This is a genomic window from Enterobacter sp. N5-15 (assembly GCF_057221635.1).
On sequence record NZ_CM170150.1, the window covers coordinates 3522702 to 3543668 of the forward strand.

Annotated in this window: 18 protein-coding genes; 9 read left to right on the forward strand and 9 right to left on the reverse strand. The window is 48.1% G+C overall.

Going from position 1 to position 20967, the window contains the following annotated elements; all coding sequences use genetic code 11:
* The first annotated feature begins 78 nt into the window (after nucleotides 1-78).
* From AC2TE5_RS16620 to AC2TE5_RS16635, 4 genes are all read left to right on the forward strand, one after another.
* A complete protein-coding gene (locus AC2TE5_RS16620; protein WP_008502123.1) occupies nucleotides 79-909 on the forward strand; it encodes a MurR/RpiR family transcriptional regulator in 831 nt (276 codons plus the stop codon).
* A gap of 817 nt (nucleotides 910-1726) precedes the next feature.
* Complete coding sequence (locus AC2TE5_RS16625; protein ID WP_484612040.1) at nucleotides 1727-3160, forward strand: ABC-three component system protein; 1434 nt, start codon at nucleotides 1727-1729, stop codon at nucleotides 3158-3160.
* The gene (locus AC2TE5_RS16630; RefSeq protein ID WP_484612041.1) at nucleotides 3160-3858 is read left to right on the forward strand and encodes an ABC-three component system middle component 1; all 699 of its coding nucleotides are present in this window, start codon (nucleotides 3160-3162) and stop codon (nucleotides 3856-3858) included. The genes AC2TE5_RS16625 and AC2TE5_RS16630 overlap by 1 nt, the downstream gene beginning before the upstream one ends.
* On the forward strand, nucleotides 3855-6233 hold the full coding sequence (locus tag AC2TE5_RS16635; RefSeq protein WP_484612042.1) for an AAA family ATPase: 2379 nt from the start codon (nucleotides 3855-3857) through the stop codon (nucleotides 6231-6233). The genes AC2TE5_RS16630 and AC2TE5_RS16635 overlap by 4 nt, the downstream gene beginning before the upstream one ends.
* 341 nt (nucleotides 6234-6574) lie before the next feature.
* Here the strand turns inward: AC2TE5_RS16635 and guaA are convergent, their stop codons facing one another.
* Nucleotides 6575-8152: a glutamine-hydrolyzing GMP synthase gene (guaA, locus tag AC2TE5_RS16640; protein WP_202774541.1), complete on the reverse strand. Its 1578-nt coding sequence runs from the start codon at nucleotides 8150-8152 to the stop codon at nucleotides 6575-6577.
* Nucleotides 8153-8221: 69 nt separating this feature from the next.
* A complete protein-coding gene (gene guaB / locus AC2TE5_RS16645; RefSeq protein WP_029741666.1) occupies nucleotides 8222-9688 on the reverse strand; it encodes an IMP dehydrogenase in 1467 nt (488 codons plus the stop codon).
* 159 nt (nucleotides 9689-9847) lie between these two features.
* Here guaB and xseA point away from each other — a divergent pair, with 159 nt between their 5' ends.
* The 3 genes from xseA to AC2TE5_RS16660 are packed head-to-tail and all read left to right on the forward strand — an operon-like array spanning nucleotide 9848 to nucleotide 12650.
* Nucleotides 9848-11221, forward strand: coding sequence for an exodeoxyribonuclease VII large subunit (gene xseA / locus AC2TE5_RS16650; protein ID WP_484612043.1), 1374 nt, complete (start codon nucleotides 9848-9850; stop codon nucleotides 11219-11221).
* Nucleotides 11222-11279: 58 nt separating this feature from the next.
* Entirely contained in the window at nucleotides 11280-12299 is a 1020-nt protein-coding gene (locus AC2TE5_RS16655) for a M4 family metallopeptidase (protein WP_484612044.1), read from the forward strand.
* Complete coding sequence (locus tag AC2TE5_RS16660; RefSeq protein WP_484612045.1) at nucleotides 12300-12650, forward strand: protealysin inhibitor emfourin; 351 nt, start codon at nucleotides 12300-12302, stop codon at nucleotides 12648-12650.
* On the opposite strand, the gene AC2TE5_RS16665 is transcribed toward AC2TE5_RS16660, so the two are convergent.
* From AC2TE5_RS16665 to AC2TE5_RS16675, 3 genes are read right to left on the reverse strand one after another with little or no spacing between them, the layout of a single operon-like run.
* Entirely contained in the window at nucleotides 12647-12868 is a 222-nt protein-coding gene (locus AC2TE5_RS16665; RefSeq protein ID WP_484612046.1) for a zinc ribbon domain-containing protein, read from the reverse strand. The two genes, AC2TE5_RS16660 and AC2TE5_RS16665, sit on opposite strands and share 4 nt — an antisense overlap.
* A 50-nt stretch (nucleotides 12869-12918) precedes the next feature.
* Nucleotides 12919-13953 carry a Gfo/Idh/MocA family oxidoreductase gene (locus AC2TE5_RS16670; RefSeq protein WP_484612047.1) on the reverse strand — a complete coding sequence of 345 codons (1035 nt, stop codon included), beginning with the start codon at nucleotides 13951-13953 and terminating at the stop codon, nucleotides 12919-12921.
* A gap of 58 nt (nucleotides 13954-14011) precedes the next feature.
* Nucleotides 14012-15556 (reverse strand): peptide MFS transporter, encoded by a 1545-nt coding sequence (locus tag AC2TE5_RS16675; protein ID WP_032659418.1) that lies wholly within the window; start codon nucleotides 15554-15556, stop codon nucleotides 14012-14014.
* A 496-nt stretch (nucleotides 15557-16052) separates the two neighbouring features.
* On the opposite strand from AC2TE5_RS16675, the gene AC2TE5_RS16680 reads away from it, so the two are divergent.
* Together AC2TE5_RS16680 and AC2TE5_RS16685 are read left to right on the forward strand one after the other, a co-directional pair.
* Nucleotides 16053-17033 carry a DUF4238 domain-containing protein gene (locus AC2TE5_RS16680; RefSeq protein WP_484612048.1) on the forward strand — a complete coding sequence of 327 codons (981 nt, stop codon included), beginning with the start codon at nucleotides 16053-16055 and terminating at the stop codon, nucleotides 17031-17033.
* A 128-nt stretch (nucleotides 17034-17161) separates the two neighbouring features.
* Nucleotides 17162-18163 (forward strand): hypothetical protein, encoded by a 1002-nt coding sequence (locus AC2TE5_RS16685; protein WP_484612049.1) that lies wholly within the window; start codon nucleotides 17162-17164, stop codon nucleotides 18161-18163.
* Between the two features lie 166 nt (nucleotides 18164-18329).
* Here AC2TE5_RS16685 and AC2TE5_RS16690 read toward each other — a convergent pair whose 3' ends face one another.
* The 4 genes from AC2TE5_RS16690 to AC2TE5_RS16705 all read right to left on the reverse strand — a co-directional run bounded on the left by AC2TE5_RS16690 (nucleotide 18330) and on the right by AC2TE5_RS16705 (nucleotide 20841).
* Nucleotides 18330-18830, reverse strand: coding sequence for a hypothetical protein (locus tag AC2TE5_RS16690; protein ID WP_484612050.1), 501 nt, complete (start codon nucleotides 18828-18830; stop codon nucleotides 18330-18332).
* Nucleotides 18831-19358: 528 nt separating this feature from the next.
* A complete protein-coding gene (locus AC2TE5_RS16695; protein WP_484612051.1) occupies nucleotides 19359-19850 on the reverse strand; it encodes a DNA-binding protein in 492 nt (163 codons plus the stop codon).
* Nucleotides 19851-19885: 35 nt separating this feature from the next.
* Nucleotides 19886-20671, reverse strand: a complete 786-nt coding sequence (locus AC2TE5_RS16700; RefSeq protein ID WP_048973615.1) for a hypothetical protein — start codon at nucleotides 20669-20671, stop codon at nucleotides 19886-19888.
* Entirely contained in the window at nucleotides 20668-20841 is a 174-nt protein-coding gene (locus AC2TE5_RS16705) for a hypothetical protein (RefSeq protein ID WP_214598054.1), read from the reverse strand. Before AC2TE5_RS16705 ends, AC2TE5_RS16700 begins: the two co-directional genes overlap by 4 nt.
* Nucleotides 20842-20967: the final 126 nt, after the last annotated feature.

A 20967-nucleotide genomic window follows, 5' to 3' on the forward strand; every position in this document is an offset into this window, starting at 1 on the left:
TTGCTGCCAGATGGATGGCCGACATTTAAAAGACGCGGTTTTGCGTTTAGAATCATAAGACTGTACTTGGGGGATAAGATGACGACAGCAACCAGCCTGAACGAACTGCAGCAGCAAATCCGCGATCGCTACGATAGCCTGAGCAAGAGGCTGCAGCAGGTCTCCCGCTACGTGCTGGATAACACCAACAGCGTGGCCTTTGATACGGTTGCCGTCATTGCCGAGCGCGCCGACGTGCCGCCCTCGACGCTGATCCGCTTTGCCAACGCCTTTGACTTCACCGGCTTCAACGAAATGAAACAGCTGTTTCGCATGAACCTGGTGGAGGAGACCGCCAGCTACAGCGACCGCGCCCGGCTGTTCCGCGAAATGGAGAGCGAGGCCGTGCCGGAAACGCCGCTCGATATCCTGCAGGAGTTCGCCCGCTCGAACGCCCAAGCGCTGCAGCAGCTGGCCGCCCGCGCCGAACCGGAAATGCTGGAGCGCGCGGTACAGCTATTGGCCGACGCCGACACCATCTACATCGCCGGGCTGCGCCGCTCCTTTAGCGTCGCCGCGTATTTGACCTACGCCCTGAGCCACCTGGAGTGTCGCCCTATCCTGCTCGACGGCATGGGCGGCATGCTACGCGAGCAGATCAGCCGCATTAAGGCGCGCGACATTGTGGTGTCGATCAGCTTCTCGCCGTACGCGGAAGAGACGGTGATGGTGAGCGAAACCGCCGCCAGCGTCGGCGCGCGGCAGATCGTGATTACGGACAGCCAGATAAGCCCCCTGGCGACGTTCAGCGATCTCTGCTTTGTAGTGAAAGAGGCGCAGGTGGATGCGTTTCGGTCACAGTCGGCAACGCTGTGCCTGGTGCAGTCGCTGGTGGTGGCGCTGGCGTATAGATTGGGGGAAGGGAAATAAGGAAATAAAAAACCCCCTGCACAGGCAGAGGATTTTGGGGTTAGTTCAGAGGGAGGATTATCCCCACTCTATTATTAATTAGACTATCTTAACCCAATAAATTTAACGTATCTAAGATACCTTCTTCCTCAAAACCATGAATAATACTATTGAGAATTAAGAGTTATCTATATGACTTATATCACTTAAATCCAATCCATTAGAGAAAAGGTCCTAAAAAAGGTGACGTATGAAAATCTTCAGTCATCTTAGCGTACATTTCTGCAAGCCATCCTGAAGAGTACGACGACTCAACATCTAAAGACTATGCCATTGTCTCGATCATAACTGCAATATGTCAGTAACTTCCTCTGGTATTAGTTTGGAAGCAAAGCCAAATATTTTCGGCTATTTCCCGAGCATTTTTCATTTGCTGTACGCATAGTTTCACTCTCACAACTCATAGCCGCCAAGTTTGCTTTTCACGGTTGATTCGCCCGATATAACTACTTACATCCCATTGAAATATCTGCCGTCAAAACGCCCTAAATCCACTCTGCTTCCCTCGACTACCGATCTGATCATGATGACAAGGTAATCAGGCTCATTTTCTCCAGCCAACCCATAGCTAATGAACAGGAAAAGTGGGTATGCAAAAGACTAGGCAGCCACCAAACTACTTAAAATTTTTACTCCTTTTCGCAAAACCCTGCTGATAAAGTGGCATCTGATATGAGATTTCACCTAGAATTAGCACACTCGTATGGAAACGCGGCGGCCACAGTGTCGTCTTACCAGTGCGTATATTTCGTCACAGATGCAGCGTAGGAGTATTCTAATGGCTTTCGATGCTTCGCCTTCTTGGAGTGGCTTCAATTACCAAGGCAAAGTTGCTCTTTACTATGCCTTAAAACTTATAAATGCAGAGCCTGTAGATGCAGACATGTCAAATTACAGCTTGATGCTAGAGTCCACTGAGGACTTCGAGATCCGGCACAACGAAATCCCAATCTCGTTCCATCAGGTAAAGGCATATAATTCTAGTAGTTATAGCGAATATTCTGATGCCTTATTCGGAATTACCTTGGAGCTATACAAACAGCCTAATGTAACAGGAAAAATTCACACCTGGAAGTTGATAAATCCTAAACCTAATTTCCAGGATTTAGCAACATCAATACAAGACGACCTAAATATTATTCTAAACCATTACCAAAATACAATCCCCAAAGATGGAAGCTCTGTGCTCGAAAAAGCTGCATCTGATCAGAACAATATCACCAAGACAGCAGCTATATTAAGAGCAGCCTTCAATGGTAATAAGGCAAATCAGTTATATGACCACCTAAAATCTATATCGAATGGAAAAAATGACGCTCTTGCTAGGCTTGATGCCTATCAATATGATGATGGCAATAAATTTTGCAGCTTAGATGACATTAATAGCAAGATAAAATCTGAAATTGCTAATGCGTTAACCAAGAGGCATTTTCCTACTACTCCTGAGCAGTTAGAAAAAACTTTCCACTGTTTTTTAGGAATAATAGATCGATATATAATATACCGACATAAGAATAAAAAATTAGGCGAGAAAATCCCAATAAGCTTTGGAGAAATAATTTGTGCGCTTGATATTGAACATGAAGATATTGGCAAGGAGTATCTCGCCTGTAAATTTAAGGAAAAATTTTCTCATTTAATAGATGATTATATAAGTGATCCAGAAGACTATTTAAACCAAAGCCAAAGTGAGTACTGTAATCTTAAAGAAGCAAGAAAAATGCTATTAGGTTTAAGTCCAAAAGATTTGTGGGAACACTATCGTCGCTTCTCTCCTCAAATTTATCTCCAACATAACAACAATATAGAAAATGCTTTAGATGTAAACACGGATGGTATTCGCCACGTACTTGTAAAGATCCTACATGCAATTAATTTTGAACGTGTCTCACACAATGCACTACATTATAAATTCGTCTATCGTAGCGCGACTCCGCCACTTCAATACTACTTACCAACAACAATTATAAATATTGGGCGAGCCAGCCAAATTGAAAGAAAAATTATAGATAACCCAAACATGAGTGAAATATTATTTGAGGTAGAAAATCTTATATATGATGGGAAAGACGCGTACCAATTTTCGCCCACACTGGCTGTACATACGGAAGCTCCTATAGCAGAAGAATCAGACCCCCGTTGTAAAAGAGACGAAATGTTGAAAAATATTAACCTTATCCCAATATCTACCGCACAGAAGGCATTAAAATAATGATAAACATCGTCAATAATATCCTCTACAGCAATGGTTATGAGCGGATTGATATGAAAAAAGATCTCTATCTTTTCTGTTTGCCACAGGAAAGCAAGCGAGAGGAATACTTTGTTACGATTCAACTTCAAAGCCAATCCGACGCAACAGCTCAAGAATTACTAGATGATAAAGCGCAATCCCTATTCGAAGAAATCAGCAATTCTGGACAAGTGGACCGCTCTTTCGAAAAAAACTGCACCATGATAATTTGTCATGAAGAAGAAAAAATAAGCAGAAAGATAATACTTTCTATTGAAGAAGACCATTACAACTTCAAGAAGAATGTTATCACCTACACCTCAAGTGAATTGACAAGTCTAAAAGATTACCTCACCTCAGCAGGGATAAAAAAAATAACAAACAAGGTGATAAGCGAAATAATTAATTCAAATGACGGAAGGAATTTTCTTAAATTTAAGGATGATCATGCTAACAATAATGATTTCTACTCCCTCATACTGAAAACTGCACTTAAGCTTCCATTCATCACCTATACACCTCAAGAACAAAAACTAACCAACTTAAATGAAGAGATTCAAAATTGCTTATCCCAATATCAATCTTCGATATACAGAAAACTAATGGAGATCGATACTGAATGGACCGATGAAAACATTCATATGCGTGTCGCGAATATATGGGAGAACCAAGCATGATCAACCTCAATAAAATTGTACTAAAAAACTTCAAAATATTTGGAGGAGAACCATATACGTTAAACTTTGATGATAATAATCTCATATTATTAGATGGTCCAAATGGATATGGCAAAACTTCTGTCTTCGATGCAATCGAATTAGGTATAACAGGAAATATCACTAGACTTATATCTCTAGAAAACCGCCAAAATCCAGCAGATATCGTTGTTGCACATAAAGGTGCAGAAAAAGTTGAAATTACCCTTGAATTCAAAGATAAAGAATCAAAAACAAGAATATTTCAGCGAAAACTAAAAGATAAAATCCCTAATGCCTCCAAAAGGATCTCTAGATTCGTAGAGCTATGGGAACTCAACGAAATAATAGATGGAAATCCTGTACCAGTCCCCCCGAATGCATTGGAGCAATATTTTGATAGCAAAAATTTTTCGCGGGACTTCCTACTATTTCATTACGTACAGCAAGAAGAAACTTCCAGATTTCTGAAAACAAAAAACGAAACACAACGAGCTGAAGAGCTTTCCCAACTATTTGGCAATACGCGTGATGCAGATGAAAGGCTTAGTAAGCTGACAGACATTTCTCGTAAGTTAATAACTTCTAAAAAGAATGTCACGACACAGATCGAGAATATTAAGAAAACCTACAAAATTGATGAAAGCACAAGTATTACTGCCGACGTCATCGCGCCACATTTTTACGTATTCCAATGGTTAGCTGGTTCCAAAAGAGAGCCATTTTGGGACGCGATTACGATCACTGAATTAAATCAGGAAAAACTTAATTACTCTTTAGAGGAAATCAATAACGTAAAAAATCTTCTTACATATCAGAACTTTTTTATTAGAAACCGTCGCTTCGAGAATGCAACTCTTCAAAGAGAGATTCTCCAACTTTATATTGGCTACTATAATTCTGTTAATCATTATGATCTGTATGTCACAGCGAACAGAACTTACCAATCGATACGGCAATGTCATACAACTCTTAAAAGTGGTGATCTGAAGCTAATTCGTGATGTAGCTAACTTAAATTCAATATTCCAAATTTTGTCCCTTGGAAATAGTAGTGCATTTGAAGCAGCTCTTCAAAATCTTATTGAAATAGAGAACAAAGCGAGTGGTTTAAGCTCTATTTACTCCGAGCTTCTAAAGCATCACGATGCAATGTCTAATGGTGTCCAGAACATACCAGAAGAGTCTGCATGTTTGCTATGTGGACATGATTGGAAAACTCACGACTCCCTAACTCAAGCGATTACTCAACATGGCCATTTAATTAGATCACAACTTTCGGGACAGGAACAGCAGCTAGTAGCAGCCAGAGATGCATTCAACTCAACTTATCTCTCCCCCTTACTTCACTCCTGCGCCAAGTACCTTGAGCAAGTAACAGCTTCAACGCAAGAGGAGTTACTCTCCCTATCCAAAGCATTAGCTGATAAAAAACGGCTTGATAAGCTGAGCAAATGGTTACATTCGGAGAAAATTGAACATAATGATTTGTTCGCAACAACATTCCCAGTACCAGGAGGGGAAATTTATCTCACTAAAGCAGTAGATAACCTGTGCGAAAGAATACGCCTGGCGATAGGTGAGACACCTGAAGGATATTACGATGCCAACAGAGCTAATGTATTTGAAAGAATTTATAGAGATTATTTCAACAGCGAACAGGATAAGCTTGGATTAATAAATACTGTTCAACTAGATAAAAAAGAGAGCTATATAAAAAGTCTTTATTTCAGTTCATTGAGAGGCATTTCTGAAAATATCAAAAAGCTGACCACTGAATTTAATCAGTTAGACCGTGCTTCGAAAGATATAGGTGAGTTAATCACAATAGTTCGAACTCAAATTAGGCAGTATAGAAAAAAACTTATTACTAATATCGAAATCCCATTCTACATCTATTCCGGAAAGATTCTCCAGACTCACCAGGCTGGGCTTGGACATGGGATCTTTATTAAAGACCCAACGGGTGAGGATGAACTTAAGAATGTGCGCTTAGTTTCCAATTGGGAAAGCGACCATGATATCCTCAATACTATGAGTTCTGGGCAGATATCCGCCGTTGTAATTGCTTTAACTTTAGCGCTGCATCGAGTCTACTCTACCAAATTTTCTGGCATCCTTATTGACGATCCTGTCCAGACTATGGACGATATTAATATGGCATCGCTAGTCGAGGTATTACGCAATGACTTCAGAGAAAAGCAAATAATCCTATCTACGCACGAAGAAAAAGTAGCTAGGTATTTTACCTACAAATATTTGAAACATGGTGAGGGAGTCAAAATCATCAATGTGATGCAAAGGAAAGAGTACGTACCAAGTAATAAATTCAGATACAAACCGGCAACTAACGAATAATTAACACAATAGTTTTAATTACCCCAAACATCCCAAAGAAATGGGTCTTCCAATTTTTATCGTCGAACTCATCAGGTTCGACGATATCCCCGTATTGAAGTAAATTACTACCCTCAATCTCCTTCAGTGCAAAATCTGTCTCCGCATTAGTGAATTTTTGACTTATCAAAGGAATCACTTCCTGCCTGGGATATAAATATAATGCCGAAATTCTGTTTCATAATGGAGTAAGGATTTAGATCAGAGTCAGATATGAACAGTGCTAAAAAAAGTAACTTACGAACTGTACCCCAAAGGTTGAATATATAACTTTTGGGGTGCAGTTTTTACCAAATGTTAAATCATTCCCACTCAATCGTAGCAGGTGGCTTACCGCTGATGTCATACACCACGCGGGAAATACCGTTCACTTCGTTGATGATGCGGTTAGACACGCGGCCTAAGAAGTCATACGGCAGGTGCGCCCAGTGCGCGGTCATGAAGTCGATGGTTTCAACCGCACGCAGGGAGACAACCCAGTCGTACTTGCGGCCATCGCCCATTACGCCGACGGAGCGAACCGGCAGGAACACGGTGAACGCCTGGCTTACCTTGTTGTACAGATCAGCTTTGTGCAGCTCTTCGATGAAGATAGCGTCCGCGCGACGCAGCAGGTCGCAGTACTCTTTCTTCACTTCGCCCAGCACGCGCACGCCCAGACCCGGCCCCGGGAACGGGTGACGGTAGAGCATGTCGTACGGCAGGCCCAGTTCCAGACCGATCTTACGCACTTCGTCTTTGAACAGTTCACGCAGCGGTTCAACCAGGCCCATCTTCATCTCTTTCGGCAGGCCGCCCACGTTGTGGTGAGATTTGATGACGTGTGCTTTACCGGTTGCGGAAGCCGCAGACTCGATCACGTCAGGGTAGATGGTGCCCTGAGCCAGCCACTTCACGTCTTCCAGCTTCAGCGCTTCTTCGTCGAACACTTCAACGAACACGCGGCCGATGATCTTACGTTTCGCTTCCGGATCGTTCTCGCCTTTCAGCGCGTCCAGGAAGCGTTTTTCGCCTTCCACGTGAACAATGTTCAGACCGAAGTGGTCGCCAAACATGTCCAGGACCTGCTGGGCTTCGTTCAGACGCAGCAGACCGTTGTCCACGAAGACGCAGGTCAGGTTTTTGCCGATGGCGCGGTGCAGCAGCATCGCGGTCACGGAGGAGTCCACGCCGCCGGAGAGGCCGAGGATCACTTTGTCATCGCCAACCTGCTGGCGGATACGCTCAACGGCGTCGTCGATGATTTTTGCCGGGGTCCACAGGGCTTCACACTGGCAGATGTCACGCACGAAGCGCTCCAGCATGCGCATACCCTGACGGGTGTGGGTCACTTCCGGGTGGAACTGCACGCCATAGAAGCGTTTTTCTTCGTTCGCCATGATGGCGAACGGGCAGCTTTCGGTGCTGGCAACGGTGACGAAGTCAGACGGGATAGCGGTAACTTTGTCGCCGTGGCTCATCCACACGTCCAGCAGCGGTTTGCCGTCTGCGGTCAGGGAGTCTTCGATACCGCGCACCAGCGCGCTGTCGGTCACAACTTCTACCTGTGCGTAGCCAAACTCGCGCTCGTTAGAGCCTTCTACGTGGCCGCCCAGCTGCATTGCCATGGTCTGCATACCGTAGCACACGCCGAATACCGGCACGCCAGCTTCGAACACGTACTGCGGCGCGCGCGGGCTGTTCTCTTCGGTGGTGCTTTCCGGGCCGCCGGACAGGATGATGCCGCTTGGATTGAATTCGCGAATCTGTGCTTCCGTGACATCCCACGCCCACAGCTCACAGTAAACGCCCAGTTCACGCACGCGACGCGCCACCAGCTGAGTGTACTGTGAACCGAAGTCCAGGATGAGAATGCGATGTTTATGAATGTTTTCCGTCATTGACGCTAATTCCGAGGCAAGTGAAACAGATTAAATAAATCGCCCGACACGAGGTCGGGCGAAGAAAAATCAGGAGCCCAGACGATAGTTCGGGGACTCTTTGGTGATCGTCACGTCGTGAACGTGGCTCTCCTGGATACCCGCACCGCTGATGCGTACGAATTCCGCTTTAGTACGCAGCAGGTCAATGGTACCACAGCCGGTCAGACCCATACAGGAGCGCAGGCCGCCCATCTGCTGGTGAATGATCTCCTTCAGACGGCCTTTATAGGCAACGCGACCTTCGATACCTTCCGGTACCAGTTTGTCAGCGGCGTTATCGGTCTGGAAGTAACGGTCGGAGGAACCTTTGGACATCGCGCCCAGGGAGCCCATACCGCGGTAGGATTTGTAAGAACGGCCCTGGTAGAGTTCGATTTCACCCGGGGATTCTTCGGTACCGGCCAGCATGGAGCCTACCATCACGGCAGCTGCGCCCGCGGCGATCGCTTTGGCGATGTCGCCAGAGAAGCGGATACCGCCGTCGGCGATAACCGGAATACCGGTGCCTTCCAGCGCTTCAACCGCGTCAGACACCGCGGTGATCTGCGGAACGCCCACGCCGGTCACGATACGCGTGGTACAGATAGAGCCAGGGCCGATACCCACTTTCACCGCGCTGCAGCCAGCGTCAGCCAGCGCGCGAGCGCCTGCGCCAGTGGCCACGTTACCGCCGATGATCTGCAGGTCAGGGTATTTAGCACGGGTATCACGAATACGCTGCAGTACGCCTTCGGAGTGGCCGTGAGAGGAGTCAATCAGCAGGACGTCAACGCCCGCAGCAACCAGCGCGTCAACGCGCTCTTCGTTACCAGCACCTGCGCCAACCGCAGCGCCGACGCGCAGACGGCCATGCTCGTCTTTACAGGCGTTAGGTTTACGTTCTGCTTTCTGGAAATCTTTAACGGTGATCATGCCGCGCAGGTGGAAGCTGCTGTCAACAACCAGCGCTTTTTCAACGCGTTTTTCGTGCATTTTTGCCAGCACCACGTCGCGGGTTTCGCCTTCGCGAACGGTAACCAGACGCTCTTTTGGCGTCATGTACACGCTGACAGGCTGGTTCAGGTCAGTCACGAAACGTACGTCACGACCGGTAATGATACCGACCAGTTCGTTCTCTTCGGTCACAACCGGGTAACCGGCGAAGCCGTTACGTTCGGTCAGGGCCTTCACTTCGTGCAGCGTGGTGGTTGGCAGAACGGTCTGTGGGTCAGACACGATGCCGGATTCATGTTTCTTAACCAAGCGAACTTCTTCCGCCTGACGTTCGATAGACATGTTTTTGTGGATAAAGCCAATGCCCCCTTCCTGTGCCAGGGCGATAGCCAGGCGCGCTTCAGTCACGGTGTCCATTGCCGCAGAGAGCATAGGAATGTTCAGGCGAATGGTTTTCGTCAACTGCGTGCTGAGATCGGCAGTATTCGGCAGAACGGTGGAGTGAGCGGGAACGAGGAGGACGTCGTCAAACGTCAGTGCTTCTTTAGCGATACGTAGCATGGGCAATATCTCTGACCTGGGTGGTTAAATATTGCCGTGGCATTATACAGAGCGTAACCGATTGCATCCACACTTTTTTAAAAAAAATGCTTGCGCTCACCTCTCAGCAGGTTACTATCGACTGAATAACTTGCTGATTTAGAATTTGATCCCGCTCACATGTTATCCTCTCAATCCCCCTCAATTTATACTGTCAGCCGCCTTAATCAGACGGTGCGTTTGCTGCTTGAGCAGGAAATGGGGCAGGTCTGGATCAGCGGTGAGATCTCTAACTTCACGCAGCCGTCCTCCGGACACTGGTACTTTACCTTAAAAGACGACACCGCCCAGGTGCGCTGCGCGATGTTCCGCAACAGCAACCGTCGCGTGACGTTCCGCCCTCAGCACGGCCAGCAGGTTCTGGTTCGCGCCAATATCACCCTGTATGAGCCGCGCGGCGATTATCAAATCATCGTCGAGAGCATGCAGCCTGCGGGCGAAGGCCTGCTGCAGCAGAAGTATGAACAGTTAAAAGCCAGGCTCTCCGCCGAGGGTCTGTTCGACCAGCAGTTCAAAAAACCTCTGCCCTCTCCTGCCCACTGCGTTGGGGTCATCACCTCGAAAACCGGTGCGGCACTGCACGATATTTTACACGTGCTAAAGCGTCGCGACCCTTCTCTGCCCGTCATCATCTACCCGACCGCCGTTCAGGGTGAAGATGCGCCGGGCCAGATAGTTCGCGCCATTGAGCTGGCGAACGCCCGTCAGGAGTGCGACGTGCTCATCGTCGGGCGCGGCGGCGGCTCGCTGGAAGATTTATGGAGCTTTAACGACGAGCGCGTGGCGAGGGCAATTTTTGCAAGTCAGATCCCCGTGGTGAGCGCCGTCGGCCACGAAACGGACGTAACGATAGCCGATTTTGTGGCGGATCTGCGCGCGCCTACGCCTTCGGCGGCGGCGGAAGTGGTCAGCCGCAACCAGCTGGAGCTGCTGCGTCAGATTCAGAACGGTCAGCAGCGTCTTGAGATGGCGATGGACTACTTCCTTGCCAACCGTACCCGCCGATTTACCCAGCTTCATCATCGACTTCAGCAGCAGCACCCGCAGCTGCGTCTGGCGCGTCAGCAGACCGTGCTTGAGCGCCTGCGTCAGCGCATGAGCGTTGCGGTGGACGCGCAGCTTAAGCGCGCGGTATCGCGCCAGCAGCGCGTGACGCAGCGCCTGAACCAGCAGAACCCGCAGCCGAAAATTTATCGCGCGCAAACGCGGATCCAGCAGCTGGAGTATCGTCTGGCGGAGACTGTCCGTGCGCGCCTGAGCACCACCCGCGAACGTTTTGGCAATGCGGTGACCCATCTTGAAGCGGTCAGCCCCCTCTCCACGCTGGCGCGCGGCTATAGCGTGACGACGGCGACGGACGGCAAAGTGCTGAAGCAAACTAAACAGGTAAATACCGGCGATGTGCTGACGACGCGTCTTTCAGACGGCTGGGTAGAAAGCGAAGTGAAATCAATTAAACCGGTGAAAAAGACGCGTCAGCGTAAAACCGGATAATTCTTCGCCGGTTACTTACTATACTGCTGCTATTCCCTTTTTTAATAAGGAGAGCAGCATGCCCCATCTTCATAGCGTTATTCCCCCTTATATTCTTCGTCGTATTATTGAAAGCGGTTCCGAGCCGCAGCAGCGCTGTGCCCGTCAGACCTTAACCCACGTCCAGACTCTGATGGCCCACATGCCCGGCAAACCCGCCGCGCCGCACGTGAATAAAGCCGGACAGCTGGAGCGCGATATTTACGACGCGAAGCAAACCCAGGAGCTGCCGGGTACGCAGGTGCGTTACGAAGGCCAGGCGTCGAACGGCGATGTGGCGGTGGATGAAGCCTACGATTATTTGGGTATTACCCATGATTTCTTCTGGAAAGAATATCAGCGTGATTCGCTCGATAATAAAGGGCTTATTTTGACCGGCACCGTGCATTACGGTCGGGAATATCAGAACGCCTTCTGGAACGGTCAGCAGATGGTATTCGGCGACGGCGACGGGGAAATATTTAACCGCTTTACCATCGCCATCGACGTGGTGGCGCACGAGCTGAGCCACGGCGTGACCGAGACCGAAGCCGGGCTTATCTATTTTGAACAGTCGGGCGCGCTGAACGAGTCTCTGTCTGACGTGTTTGGCTCGCTGGTCAAACAGTACCATCTGAAGCAAACCGCCGATAAAGCTGACTGGCTCATTGGTGAAGGGCTGCTGGCGAAAGGGATCAACGGCAAAGGGCTGCGCTCGATGTCTGAACCCGGCACCGCCTATGACGATCCTCTGCTCGGCAAAGACCCGCAGCCCGCGCACATGAAAGATTTCATTAAAACGCGCGAGGATAACGGCGGCGTGCATCTGAACTCCGGCATCCCCAACCGGGCATTTTACCTGGCCGCAACGGCGATCGGCGGCTACGCCTGGGAAAAAGCGGGTTATGCCTGGTACGACACGGTTTGCGATCGCAATCTGGCGCAGGATGCGGATTTTGAGGCCTTCGCAAAACTGACGATCGCGCACGGAGAGAAACGCTCCGGCGGCGACGCTGGTGCGGCCATTAAACAAGCCTGGGAACAGGTGGGAGTGTTGTAAATGCAGGTTCCGGAACTGACGGATGACGCCGTGGTTGAGGTGGCTCGGGAAGGCGGCGTCGCTTTTATTCCCAAACTGAGCGGACAGCGCACCATCGCGCTTTCGTCGCTCAATGAGGCCCAGCGCCAGCGCCTGGTGAGCATCCTGGAGCAGGCTTTTCCACGCGGCCAGCCGCCCGGGCAAGCCTCTTCACCCGGCAGCGGCGACCAGCGCTATTTCCGCATCCAGATTATCTGGACCGGGCAAAATCAGGCGCACTACGCCGATATCATCGTGCTGGTACCCGAGCAGGAAGCGCCCGAGTCGCTGGTCGAGCTGTGGAAGAAAGGCGAAGGCTGCGTCTGCGATTAACCTTCGGCCCGAACAAACTCCACGCGTTTTTTAGAGATAAGACCGTGACCGTTCTGGCAGAAATAGTCCACCGCGCCGCAGGCTTTTAATACCTGGAGAGGCTGATGACACTCCGGGCAGCGGGCTTCAAGCGCAATGTCTTTTTTACAGCTGTCGCAGTGCGCCACCCCGTTCAGGGGCTCCAGCGGTGCCTGGCAATCCGGGCAGGTAATCGTCATGGTGACTCCTTAAAAGCGATCTGGTCTGCGGTAATTTTACCACGTTACGTTCAGTGCGGGCCACGCAGCTGCTGCTGTAACGCCAGCAGCAGCGTCACTTCCTCTATCCTGCGGCGCGTCGTGCGGCTCACCTCTTGCGGATCCCGTTCAAACAGGCTGTTGGCGCCCAGAAAATGCTCTGCAAGACAGCGCTCGTAGATCGTGCCGGGAATGTTCCAGCGTTGACGCGTGTCGCCATTCATCAGCTCCAGCACATCTTCAGCGCCGTGCCGGTCGTAGCTGATGGTCCGCCCGTCGCGCAACCAGAGCCGTAAGCCTTTTTGCCCGCCCGCGGGTCCCGCGTATTTGTTAAGCCAGATATCCACCGGTACGCCGCTGATGCTTCCCTGAAGATGCGCCTCGCCTTCCGCGGTGGTCAGGTCGCCTTTTGCAATATCGCGACCCAGGCGGTCTTTAGCCGTGACGACCCGCAGCGTCATCTCATCATTCCCGCCCAGATAGCGCACCGTTTCGCGCAGCATCGCCAGCACGTGCGTACCGATATCCAGAATCACGCCATCAGGGTGGCGAAGCGTACGCGCGTCCGGCTCGCCCGTGGCAAAGTTAAGCGCAATGGGTTCTCCGGCGGAGTTAACTCCGCTCGGCTCCTGCAAAAAACCGTCGATTTTGACGATGTCAGCGATATTGCCAACCAGGGACCGCTTCACCGTTTCGATACGCGCCATCCAGTGATCGAGCGCCAGCACGCGGGAGGCGACGTCGGGGTTCGCCAGCAGCGCGTTGAGCTTTTCGGTTTGGGGAAGCGTGGCAACAATCGGTTTTTCAACCACGATGCGGGAAACCGATGAGGCGAGAGCGTGTTCAAGCACCTCAAGATGGTGCAGCGACGCCGTGGTAATAAACAGGGTATCAAGCGGCTGGGAGAGGAGTTCAGCCAGTGTGGCACAGCGCGTTACGCCCTCCGGCTGTTTTACGGGCTGGATATCAAAGCCTAAACAGCGAGGGGGAGTATCAAAGATTTTTCGTATTGCGGGCAGGTAAGCTGTTTCAACGACTGCGCCAAGACCAACAAACCCTAACAGCATGTTCTTACCTCGTCGAATAAATTGCCGGGGCATAACGCCGCCCCGGCAAGATCGAGGTTTAAGAGGCGTTAGCTGCCGGTTTAGTCTGCGCATTTTCCAGCATGCGGCGCACCGGAACAATGAGGACGATCAGTACCGCGGCACAAATCAGCAGCGCGACGGAGCAGCGCGCAAAGAGATCCGGCAGCATATCCAGCTGATCGGCCTTCACGTGGCCGCCAATCAGGCCCGCCGCCAGGTTACCCAGCGCGCTGGCGCAGAACCACAGCCCCATCATCTGGCCGCGCATTCTTTCCGGCGCAAGCAGCGTCATGGTCGCCAGGCCAATCGGACTCAGGCACAGTTCGCCGAGCGTCAGCATCAGGATGCTGCCCACCAGCCAGAACGGCGACACGCCCGCCCCACCGCTGCTCAGCACGTTCTGTGCCGCCAGCATCATCAGGCCAAAGCCCGCCGCCGCGCACAGAATACCAATAACAAACTTGGTGATGCTGCTCGGACGAATGTTTTTGCTCGCGAGCTTCGGCCATGCCCAGCTAAACACCGGTGCCAGCAGGATGATGAACAGGGCGTTGATCGACTGGAACCACACCGCCGGGATTTCAAAATCTCCAATCATGCGGTTAGTGTAGTCGTTGGCAAACAGGTTGAACGAGGTTGGCTTTTGTTCGAACGCGGACCAGAAGAACGCCGCGGAGATCAGCAGAATAAAGCAGACCAGCAGCCTGGCGCGCTCTTTACGGTTCAGCCCCGCAAAAACAAACAGATAAATGAAGTAGAGGGCAACGGACGCCGCAATCACGTACACCAGCACGCTGGCTACCGCGACCGGGTTAATCACAATCACGCCCTGCGCAATCAGCGTCACGATCGTTGCCACACCTGCCGCCAGCGCCAGCAGCCAAACGCCCACGCCGTTACGCTTCACCACCGGGCTGTTCCAGGTAGAGTCGAGGCCGACTTCGCCGTCATAGCGCTTCATTGCCGGAACGGCAAACACGCGGAAGATAATCAGCGCCACCAGCATCCCGATTCCGCCAATACCAAAGCCCCAGTGCCAGCCGTGGGTTTTGATCAGCCAGCCGGAAATCAGCGGCGCGATGAACGAGCCCATGTTGATGCCCATATAGAACAGCGAGAAACCGCCGTCACGACGCGCGTCGCCTTTTTTATACAGGGTGCCGACCATCACCGAGATACAGGTCTTAAACAGCCCGGAGCCAAGCACGATGAACATCAGGCCGATAAAGAACAGGTTGTTCCCCATCACCGCTGAGAGCGCGATCGACAGGTGTCCGAGCGCAATCAGGATCGAACCGTACCAGACCGCTCTCTGCTGCCCCAGCCAGTTATCGGCCAGCCAGCCGCCCGGCAGCGCGGCCAGGTACATGGTACCGGCAAAGATACCGACAATCGCCGAGGCGTTTTCACGCGCCAGGCCCATCCCGCCGTCATAGACGGTGGCGGCCATAAACAGGATCAGTAACGGACGGATGCCGTAAAACGAGAAACGCTCCCACATCTCGGTGAAGAACAGGGAACCGAGCGGATACGGATGGCCGAAGAACGTTCGGCTCTCTTTTTGATTAACAGTGGATTGCATAATTCTCCCGAAAGGTATGTCGTCGTGCTTGTAAACACCAGCAGGTACGCCGGCCAGTTACGTATCTGGCCGATTTTTTACATGCGGCGAAAAGTTAGTTAACCATTTGATAACCAGGCGCTAGTTTTGTCTAGTACCGGACCCTGGACTTTAAGATGAAAATTCGACGATTGTCTACTTTCTTAGATTTAAACTTGGTTAAAAGTGAATAGTGATTGACTTCACACAGAGAAAACCGGCGGTATGACCAGGCAAAAAAAAGCCCGCGATATACGCGGGCTTTCGTGAAGCAGGCAAAGCTTATTTGCTTTTCTTAATGTGAAAGCCTATCAACTAATTAACTAATTGTTATTTAAAATTATATAAATTTAACACCTAGATTGTGTACACCCTTGGGTACACCTTAAAAGTGCTTCGTCAGGTCTAGTTGACCGATTACACCAAGTGTAAGATTGATCTACAAATGCTCAACATCATACTTGTTGAAGGGAATCCAATGAAAATTTTTGAGAAAAAAACAAAACACCATTATGTATGGGCACATTATCTTCGTGATTGGGCAGTTGATGGCTCCAACATTTGGTACATAACAAAGAAATCTAATATTGCTTGTGACAGCGTTAGAGGCCTCGGTTTCGAGAAAAACTTCTACAAAATGGGTGAGCTTAATGAATCCGACAAAGAGCTAATCAATCTGATCGTAAGTAAGTCAAATGAAACATTAAAGGAAATCCATTTGGATTTTGTGAATATTATATTTGAAGGCCAAAGAATAATTTCATTTTTAGCACCTAAAGCTAAAGATAAGCTTGGTGTAAACCTACAGGAGATTATGCAAAGTAATCTCTTTGAAAATTATTTATCCCAACAAGAATCAAGAGCCGTAGAGATTCTGAGCGAGTTAAAAAATGGTAATCTTCTTTATCTAGAAAACAAGGAAACATACTATGACTTCTGCTACTTCTTAGGATATCAATTTGCTAGAACATGGAAAATGAAGAAATTATTCATCCTCTCATTGGATAAAGTCCCTAGCTCACCACAGATAAAAGAACGATTAAGAGATTTTTATAACAGAAATTGGTGGTTCATGTGTTCATTTATGGCTACAAATCTTTCTTACGATATGTCATTGAATAATAAACGCCAGATAATTCTACTAGAAAATATTTCAACTATTGATTTCATCACATCAGACCAACCATTAATAAACCTACACCCAGATGGCAGCGAAGGTGAATCAATTGATTATTATTACCCACTATCAAGTCGTAAAGCGATTTTAATATCAACAAGTGGCAAAAAATATTTCTCGAGTAATCAGTTAAACGATAATGACGTTCATATACTTAATTCAAAGATAGCGAATGCATCATGCAAAACAATATTCGGCAAAAGCAGAGAATCAATCGCGATGTATTTAAAGGATTTTAATAACCGTAAATATTTAGAATTTAAAGGGGACTCCAAAGACTAAAACCTCAAATCTTATGAGTAGAACAGTAGAAGCACTTTCATCAAGCGCACATAAAATCAGAGTATGCTTTCTACTTGAGATAATGATATAGTGCATACTAGACTAATATATAAAAAGGAAATGATATCATGAGCTTTTTAATTTACTTAGATCAGAATACATTAAGTAATTTACGTCAAAGAAAAATCGACGAAATGAAAGTTAATGAATATATAAAATTAAAGCTCGTTTTGAAATTAGATGATGTAATTCCTATTTATTCATTCGTAACACTTCAGGAAATATCACAAATAAAATCTGAAGATTACAAAAAAGAACATATTAATCTGTTATCCGAAATAAATGCAGCATACATTGAACCAAATACTCACAAATTATCCAACATTCACCCTGAAATTATCTGGGAATCATTTTTAAAAATACAAAAAGAAAATTTAGAGCTCGGTATCGACTCAGTGTTATCTTCAACTGAATTATTTTCTAGAAAAATATCAGGAATTCAGGTAGGCGAGAGCTTTGAAGATATCAACAACGGACTCAATGATAGCCTGAATAATATGCTTGAGCTTGCATTGACACAATTAGCCTCTGTTGACTTATCCTCTTTGCCAGAAGAAGCAAGACAAGCTCTCATTGATTTTCAATCAAGTTTCAATACGTTACATAAAAACCCATTACTAGTTCAGTCACCAAAGATTGAAGACAATGAGCAACTGGGCCCACAACCTTTTCGCAATATGAATGAAATTAAGGCCTTAGACATTTTAAACGCAGACGTAAATGAAGTCGTTAAAAAAATCGAGACCGTATTCCAAAACAAAAATAGTACTTTTAACCTAAATGATTTTTTTGATAAAACCCCTGAATCTGATGTTGCACGAGCTTATTGTTTAATGAATTGGGCCGGATATTACCCTGATGACTTCACAAAAATCACTCGTGGAAAAGACCGTTTCAAATCTTCACAAAACGACATGTTACATGTTATTGCCGCTTTGGGTGCAGATTTTCTAATTTCAGATGACACGAGATTTTGCAAAAAAGCACGAGCCTGCTTTGCTTACTCTGGTTTTAACACCATCACTTGTAGTACGAAAGATTTTATCGAAAACTACTGTAAATTCGAATAACCTCATTATCAAAGTAAATATATCTTCGCAAAAGATGAGTTGGTTTTATCATAATAAAAAATCCCTTTATTCAAAGAATAACAGTCCAAAATGTCACTTTGAAAAAAAAGTGACATTAAAACATGCGAAAGGCAAAATCCTCACCAGTCTCATGACATGAAGAAAGTTATTTTTTCCGTGAATGATAATATGAAATCCTACTTGCAAAATATGAACTTGCCATTAGTGAGAAAAAACAAATCAAATCTGCTGGGCTTTCAATATCAAAATGGCTCGCTAAATCATTAGAATGAGTTATTTTTTTATAAAAATCCTTGAATTTTTCTTTATCCTTATCACTTAACTGATAATTCAAGTTATGACTAATCTTATTCCTTATATTATTAAAATCTTTAATTCTAATATAAATCTCGTTATAAGGAGGATTTGCTGGCTCATTTTGAATCAATGCTATTTTTTGCGAAAACGTCAACCTCGCATCACTCCAAGATAAGGAAGGATAACGTAAACTTAAATAATCTGTAATATATTTCTCAAGGCTAAGATGTGCGGTAAGGAACGCTCCAATAAACTCAACATCAACTCCTTCAACTCGTTCCCATATGCTATCGTCAGGTTGTTTATCACCCGTGTATACAGCGGTCTTAGCTAAATCTCTCCAGTCCATATCAGTTTCCTATCAATATTTAGCTTCTTGAGGATGTTAGGCTTCTCAGGCTATTCAAAATGCCATTATGATGCCAACTTAACACTTGAAAGCAACTGTAACTTAGAGCGCTTGTAGCAAAAAATCCCCACTGGCGGTGGATGACAAGTTTTCACAACTCAGTCTGTACGCCAGCGTCCGGGAAAACCAGAACAGTGCTCTGAATGAAGCTCGAGGATGGTTGCAAGGGGGTGTGCTTAACACCTCCCCTTCACGAGTTCGTGTGCCTGAAGTTTTCTGAAGCGGTAGCGGTTGACACTTTCCACCTAGTTTTCCCTAGTAAGGGATAACAAACCATAACAGGCTGACACCTGCCCTGCTTCGCATCAGAATTAACAAAAGTTAACAGCCAAGGCTCAACAAATCTCAACGCCAGCCCTTTACACTTCTGCTGTAGCTGCTGTTCGTAGGCGTCAGGATCCGTTAGGTTGGGTTGACACTTTTCCCAGTTTCTCGCGAAAAAGTGTCAAGTTTGAGGGGCTGGGGGGTTTACAGTTTTTCGCCGTCCAGCAGGCAGAGTGACATTAAACCAGTTTTGTTCCAGTCATCCAGCGTATCGGGGTGCATTGTGGCAACGTAAGCCAGCTCAGAACGAAGAAACCGTAAAGCGCCTGCTGCACGGTCTTTGCCATAGAAGCTGTGGGTTTCTTCATCCAGCCGGAAGAGAATCAGTAGTTGCTCTGCGGGCTCGTGCTGAACATCAAAACCCAGCTCAGCGGCGGCTGCCTCTATCCGCGGGCCAGCATCAATATAAGCCGGCAGCGCTTTCCCGCCGTCATGCTTCCATACCCATGCGGCAGCCTGCGCCCACGTCATTTCAGTCAGGTGTTCGCCAGCACCAGCAGAATTTTGTTTAGCCTGTGATGCGTCAACATCCACTTTATCGCCTGAAATAACAATTTCACCGCGGGCTATCCAGCCATAAACAGTTTGCCGGCTGACGCCCATATGCCTGGCGTAGGCTGATTTACTTAACAGCATTCTGGTATATCCCTCCGGGCAGAAAACAGCCGCCCTCAGGCGGCCTGCTTCTCTTCTGAATGTGTCTGCCGCTGGCTGCCTTTGAGCATCGCGCTGACATGTTCGCTTAACTGGTCAAGGCCGGTCATGCGTGGCTGTACGTCTGATGGATCGTCGTTCTTCCCGTAAACGAGATTGTTATACCAGGTTCGGACAGCTGTAATTTGTGCGACGTCCTTCCTTACCGCGTCGACCAGATCGGCAACCGCGTTAATCACCTGCCCGTTCTCTGATGCAATACGGGAGAAGCCGAGACGTTTTAGCTGTTCCGTATCGAGTCCCGAACACACAGCGTGCGCCCTCAGTAAGGCGTCCGCCAGCTCCTGATGCTTTCCACTGTGCATCGACAGCAGCATTTTTTCCTGGCTGCGGCGATCCAGTCGGGCGAATGCCTGACGCATTTCACTGTCACGCATGAATCCCTGAACATCATCAGATGCCAGTGGATTAACCGGAGCGAGCTTGTTCTTCAGGTAATCGAGAATGTTTGCGGCCTGCTCGCTTACGGCTGCGACGCCGCGGGTAAAGTCTTTGAGCGTGTCCGGGTTCCGGGCTTCACCTGCCCTGCGGTTTTTTGCCTGTTCGTTCAGATCCGGATCGTTGCGGATAACGTCCAGCAAATCCGCCTCAGCTTCGGCCTGCTGCGCCGTTGTCCTCAGGCTGGTGAGTTCGCCTGCCATGCCACGGAATAAAGCGGCCATCTGAGTATTTGGCGCAACAACCTTACCGGCATAACCTGCCAGCTCGATACTGTGTTTCCCTATTTTGATTGAGTAGCTCACTGGCCAGCCTCCATTTTCGATAGCCCTGCATCAAATACCTTGCGCGCAACAGCATGGATAGACGGCGCGATCCCTATGCCCGACTTCTGGCGTTCCCTCTCCTGAATGGTTTTCAGGGCCTGAATCTGCTCACCGTTCAGCAGGACGGGCTTAACGTTAACCTTGCTCATGATGCCCCCTGTTAAAGCCATCGTTAAAGTTTCATTAATCGCAACAACAAAATAATCAATTGCGATTTATGAAACGATATTAATGAAATAGCTGGGGTCCACAACGTGAAAAGAGTGGATGCGTTT

Excerpts from the sequence above, each read along its gene's own strand:
- AC2TE5_RS16620 (WP_008502123.1), top strand. The coding sequence starts at position 79 with ATGACGACAGCAACCAGCCTGAACGAACTGCAGCAGCAAATCCGCGAT.
- AC2TE5_RS16625 (WP_484612040.1), top strand. The coding sequence starts at position 1,727 with ATGGCTTTCGATGCTTCGCCTTCTTGGAGTGGCTTCAATTACCAAGGC.
- AC2TE5_RS16630 (WP_484612041.1), top strand. The coding sequence starts at position 3,160 with ATGATAAACATCGTCAATAATATCCTCTACAGCAATGGTTATGAGCGG.
- AC2TE5_RS16635 (WP_484612042.1), top strand. The coding sequence starts at position 3,855 with ATGATCAACCTCAATAAAATTGTACTAAAAAACTTCAAAATATTTGGA.
- guaA (WP_202774541.1), bottom strand. The coding sequence starts at position 8,152 with ATGACGGAAAACATTCATAAACATCGCATTCTCATCCTGGACTTCGGT.
- guaB (WP_029741666.1), bottom strand. The coding sequence starts at position 9,688 with ATGCTACGTATCGCTAAAGAAGCACTGACGTTTGACGACGTCCTCCTC.
- xseA (WP_484612043.1), top strand. The coding sequence starts at position 9,848 with ATGTTATCCTCTCAATCCCCCTCAATTTATACTGTCAGCCGCCTTAAT.
- AC2TE5_RS16655 (WP_484612044.1), top strand. The coding sequence starts at position 11,280 with ATGCCCCATCTTCATAGCGTTATTCCCCCTTATATTCTTCGTCGTATT.
- AC2TE5_RS16660 (WP_484612045.1), top strand. The coding sequence starts at position 12,300 with ATGCAGGTTCCGGAACTGACGGATGACGCCGTGGTTGAGGTGGCTCGG.
- AC2TE5_RS16665 (WP_484612046.1), bottom strand. The coding sequence starts at position 12,868 with ATGACGATTACCTGCCCGGATTGCCAGGCACCGCTGGAGCCCCTGAAC.
- AC2TE5_RS16670 (WP_484612047.1), bottom strand. The coding sequence starts at position 13,953 with ATGCTGTTAGGGTTTGTTGGTCTTGGCGCAGTCGTTGAAACAGCTTAC.
- AC2TE5_RS16675 (WP_032659418.1), bottom strand. The coding sequence starts at position 15,556 with ATGCAATCCACTGTTAATCAAAAAGAGAGCCGAACGTTCTTCGGCCAT.
- AC2TE5_RS16680 (WP_484612048.1), top strand. The coding sequence starts at position 16,053 with ATGAAAATTTTTGAGAAAAAAACAAAACACCATTATGTATGGGCACAT.
- AC2TE5_RS16685 (WP_484612049.1), top strand. The coding sequence starts at position 17,162 with ATGAGCTTTTTAATTTACTTAGATCAGAATACATTAAGTAATTTACGT.
- AC2TE5_RS16690 (WP_484612050.1), bottom strand. The coding sequence starts at position 18,830 with ATGGACTGGAGAGATTTAGCTAAGACCGCTGTATACACGGGTGATAAA.
- AC2TE5_RS16695 (WP_484612051.1), bottom strand. The coding sequence starts at position 19,850 with ATGCTGTTAAGTAAATCAGCCTACGCCAGGCATATGGGCGTCAGCCGG.
- AC2TE5_RS16705 (WP_214598054.1), bottom strand. The coding sequence starts at position 20,841 with ATGAGCAAGGTTAACGTTAAGCCCGTCCTGCTGAACGGTGAGCAGATT.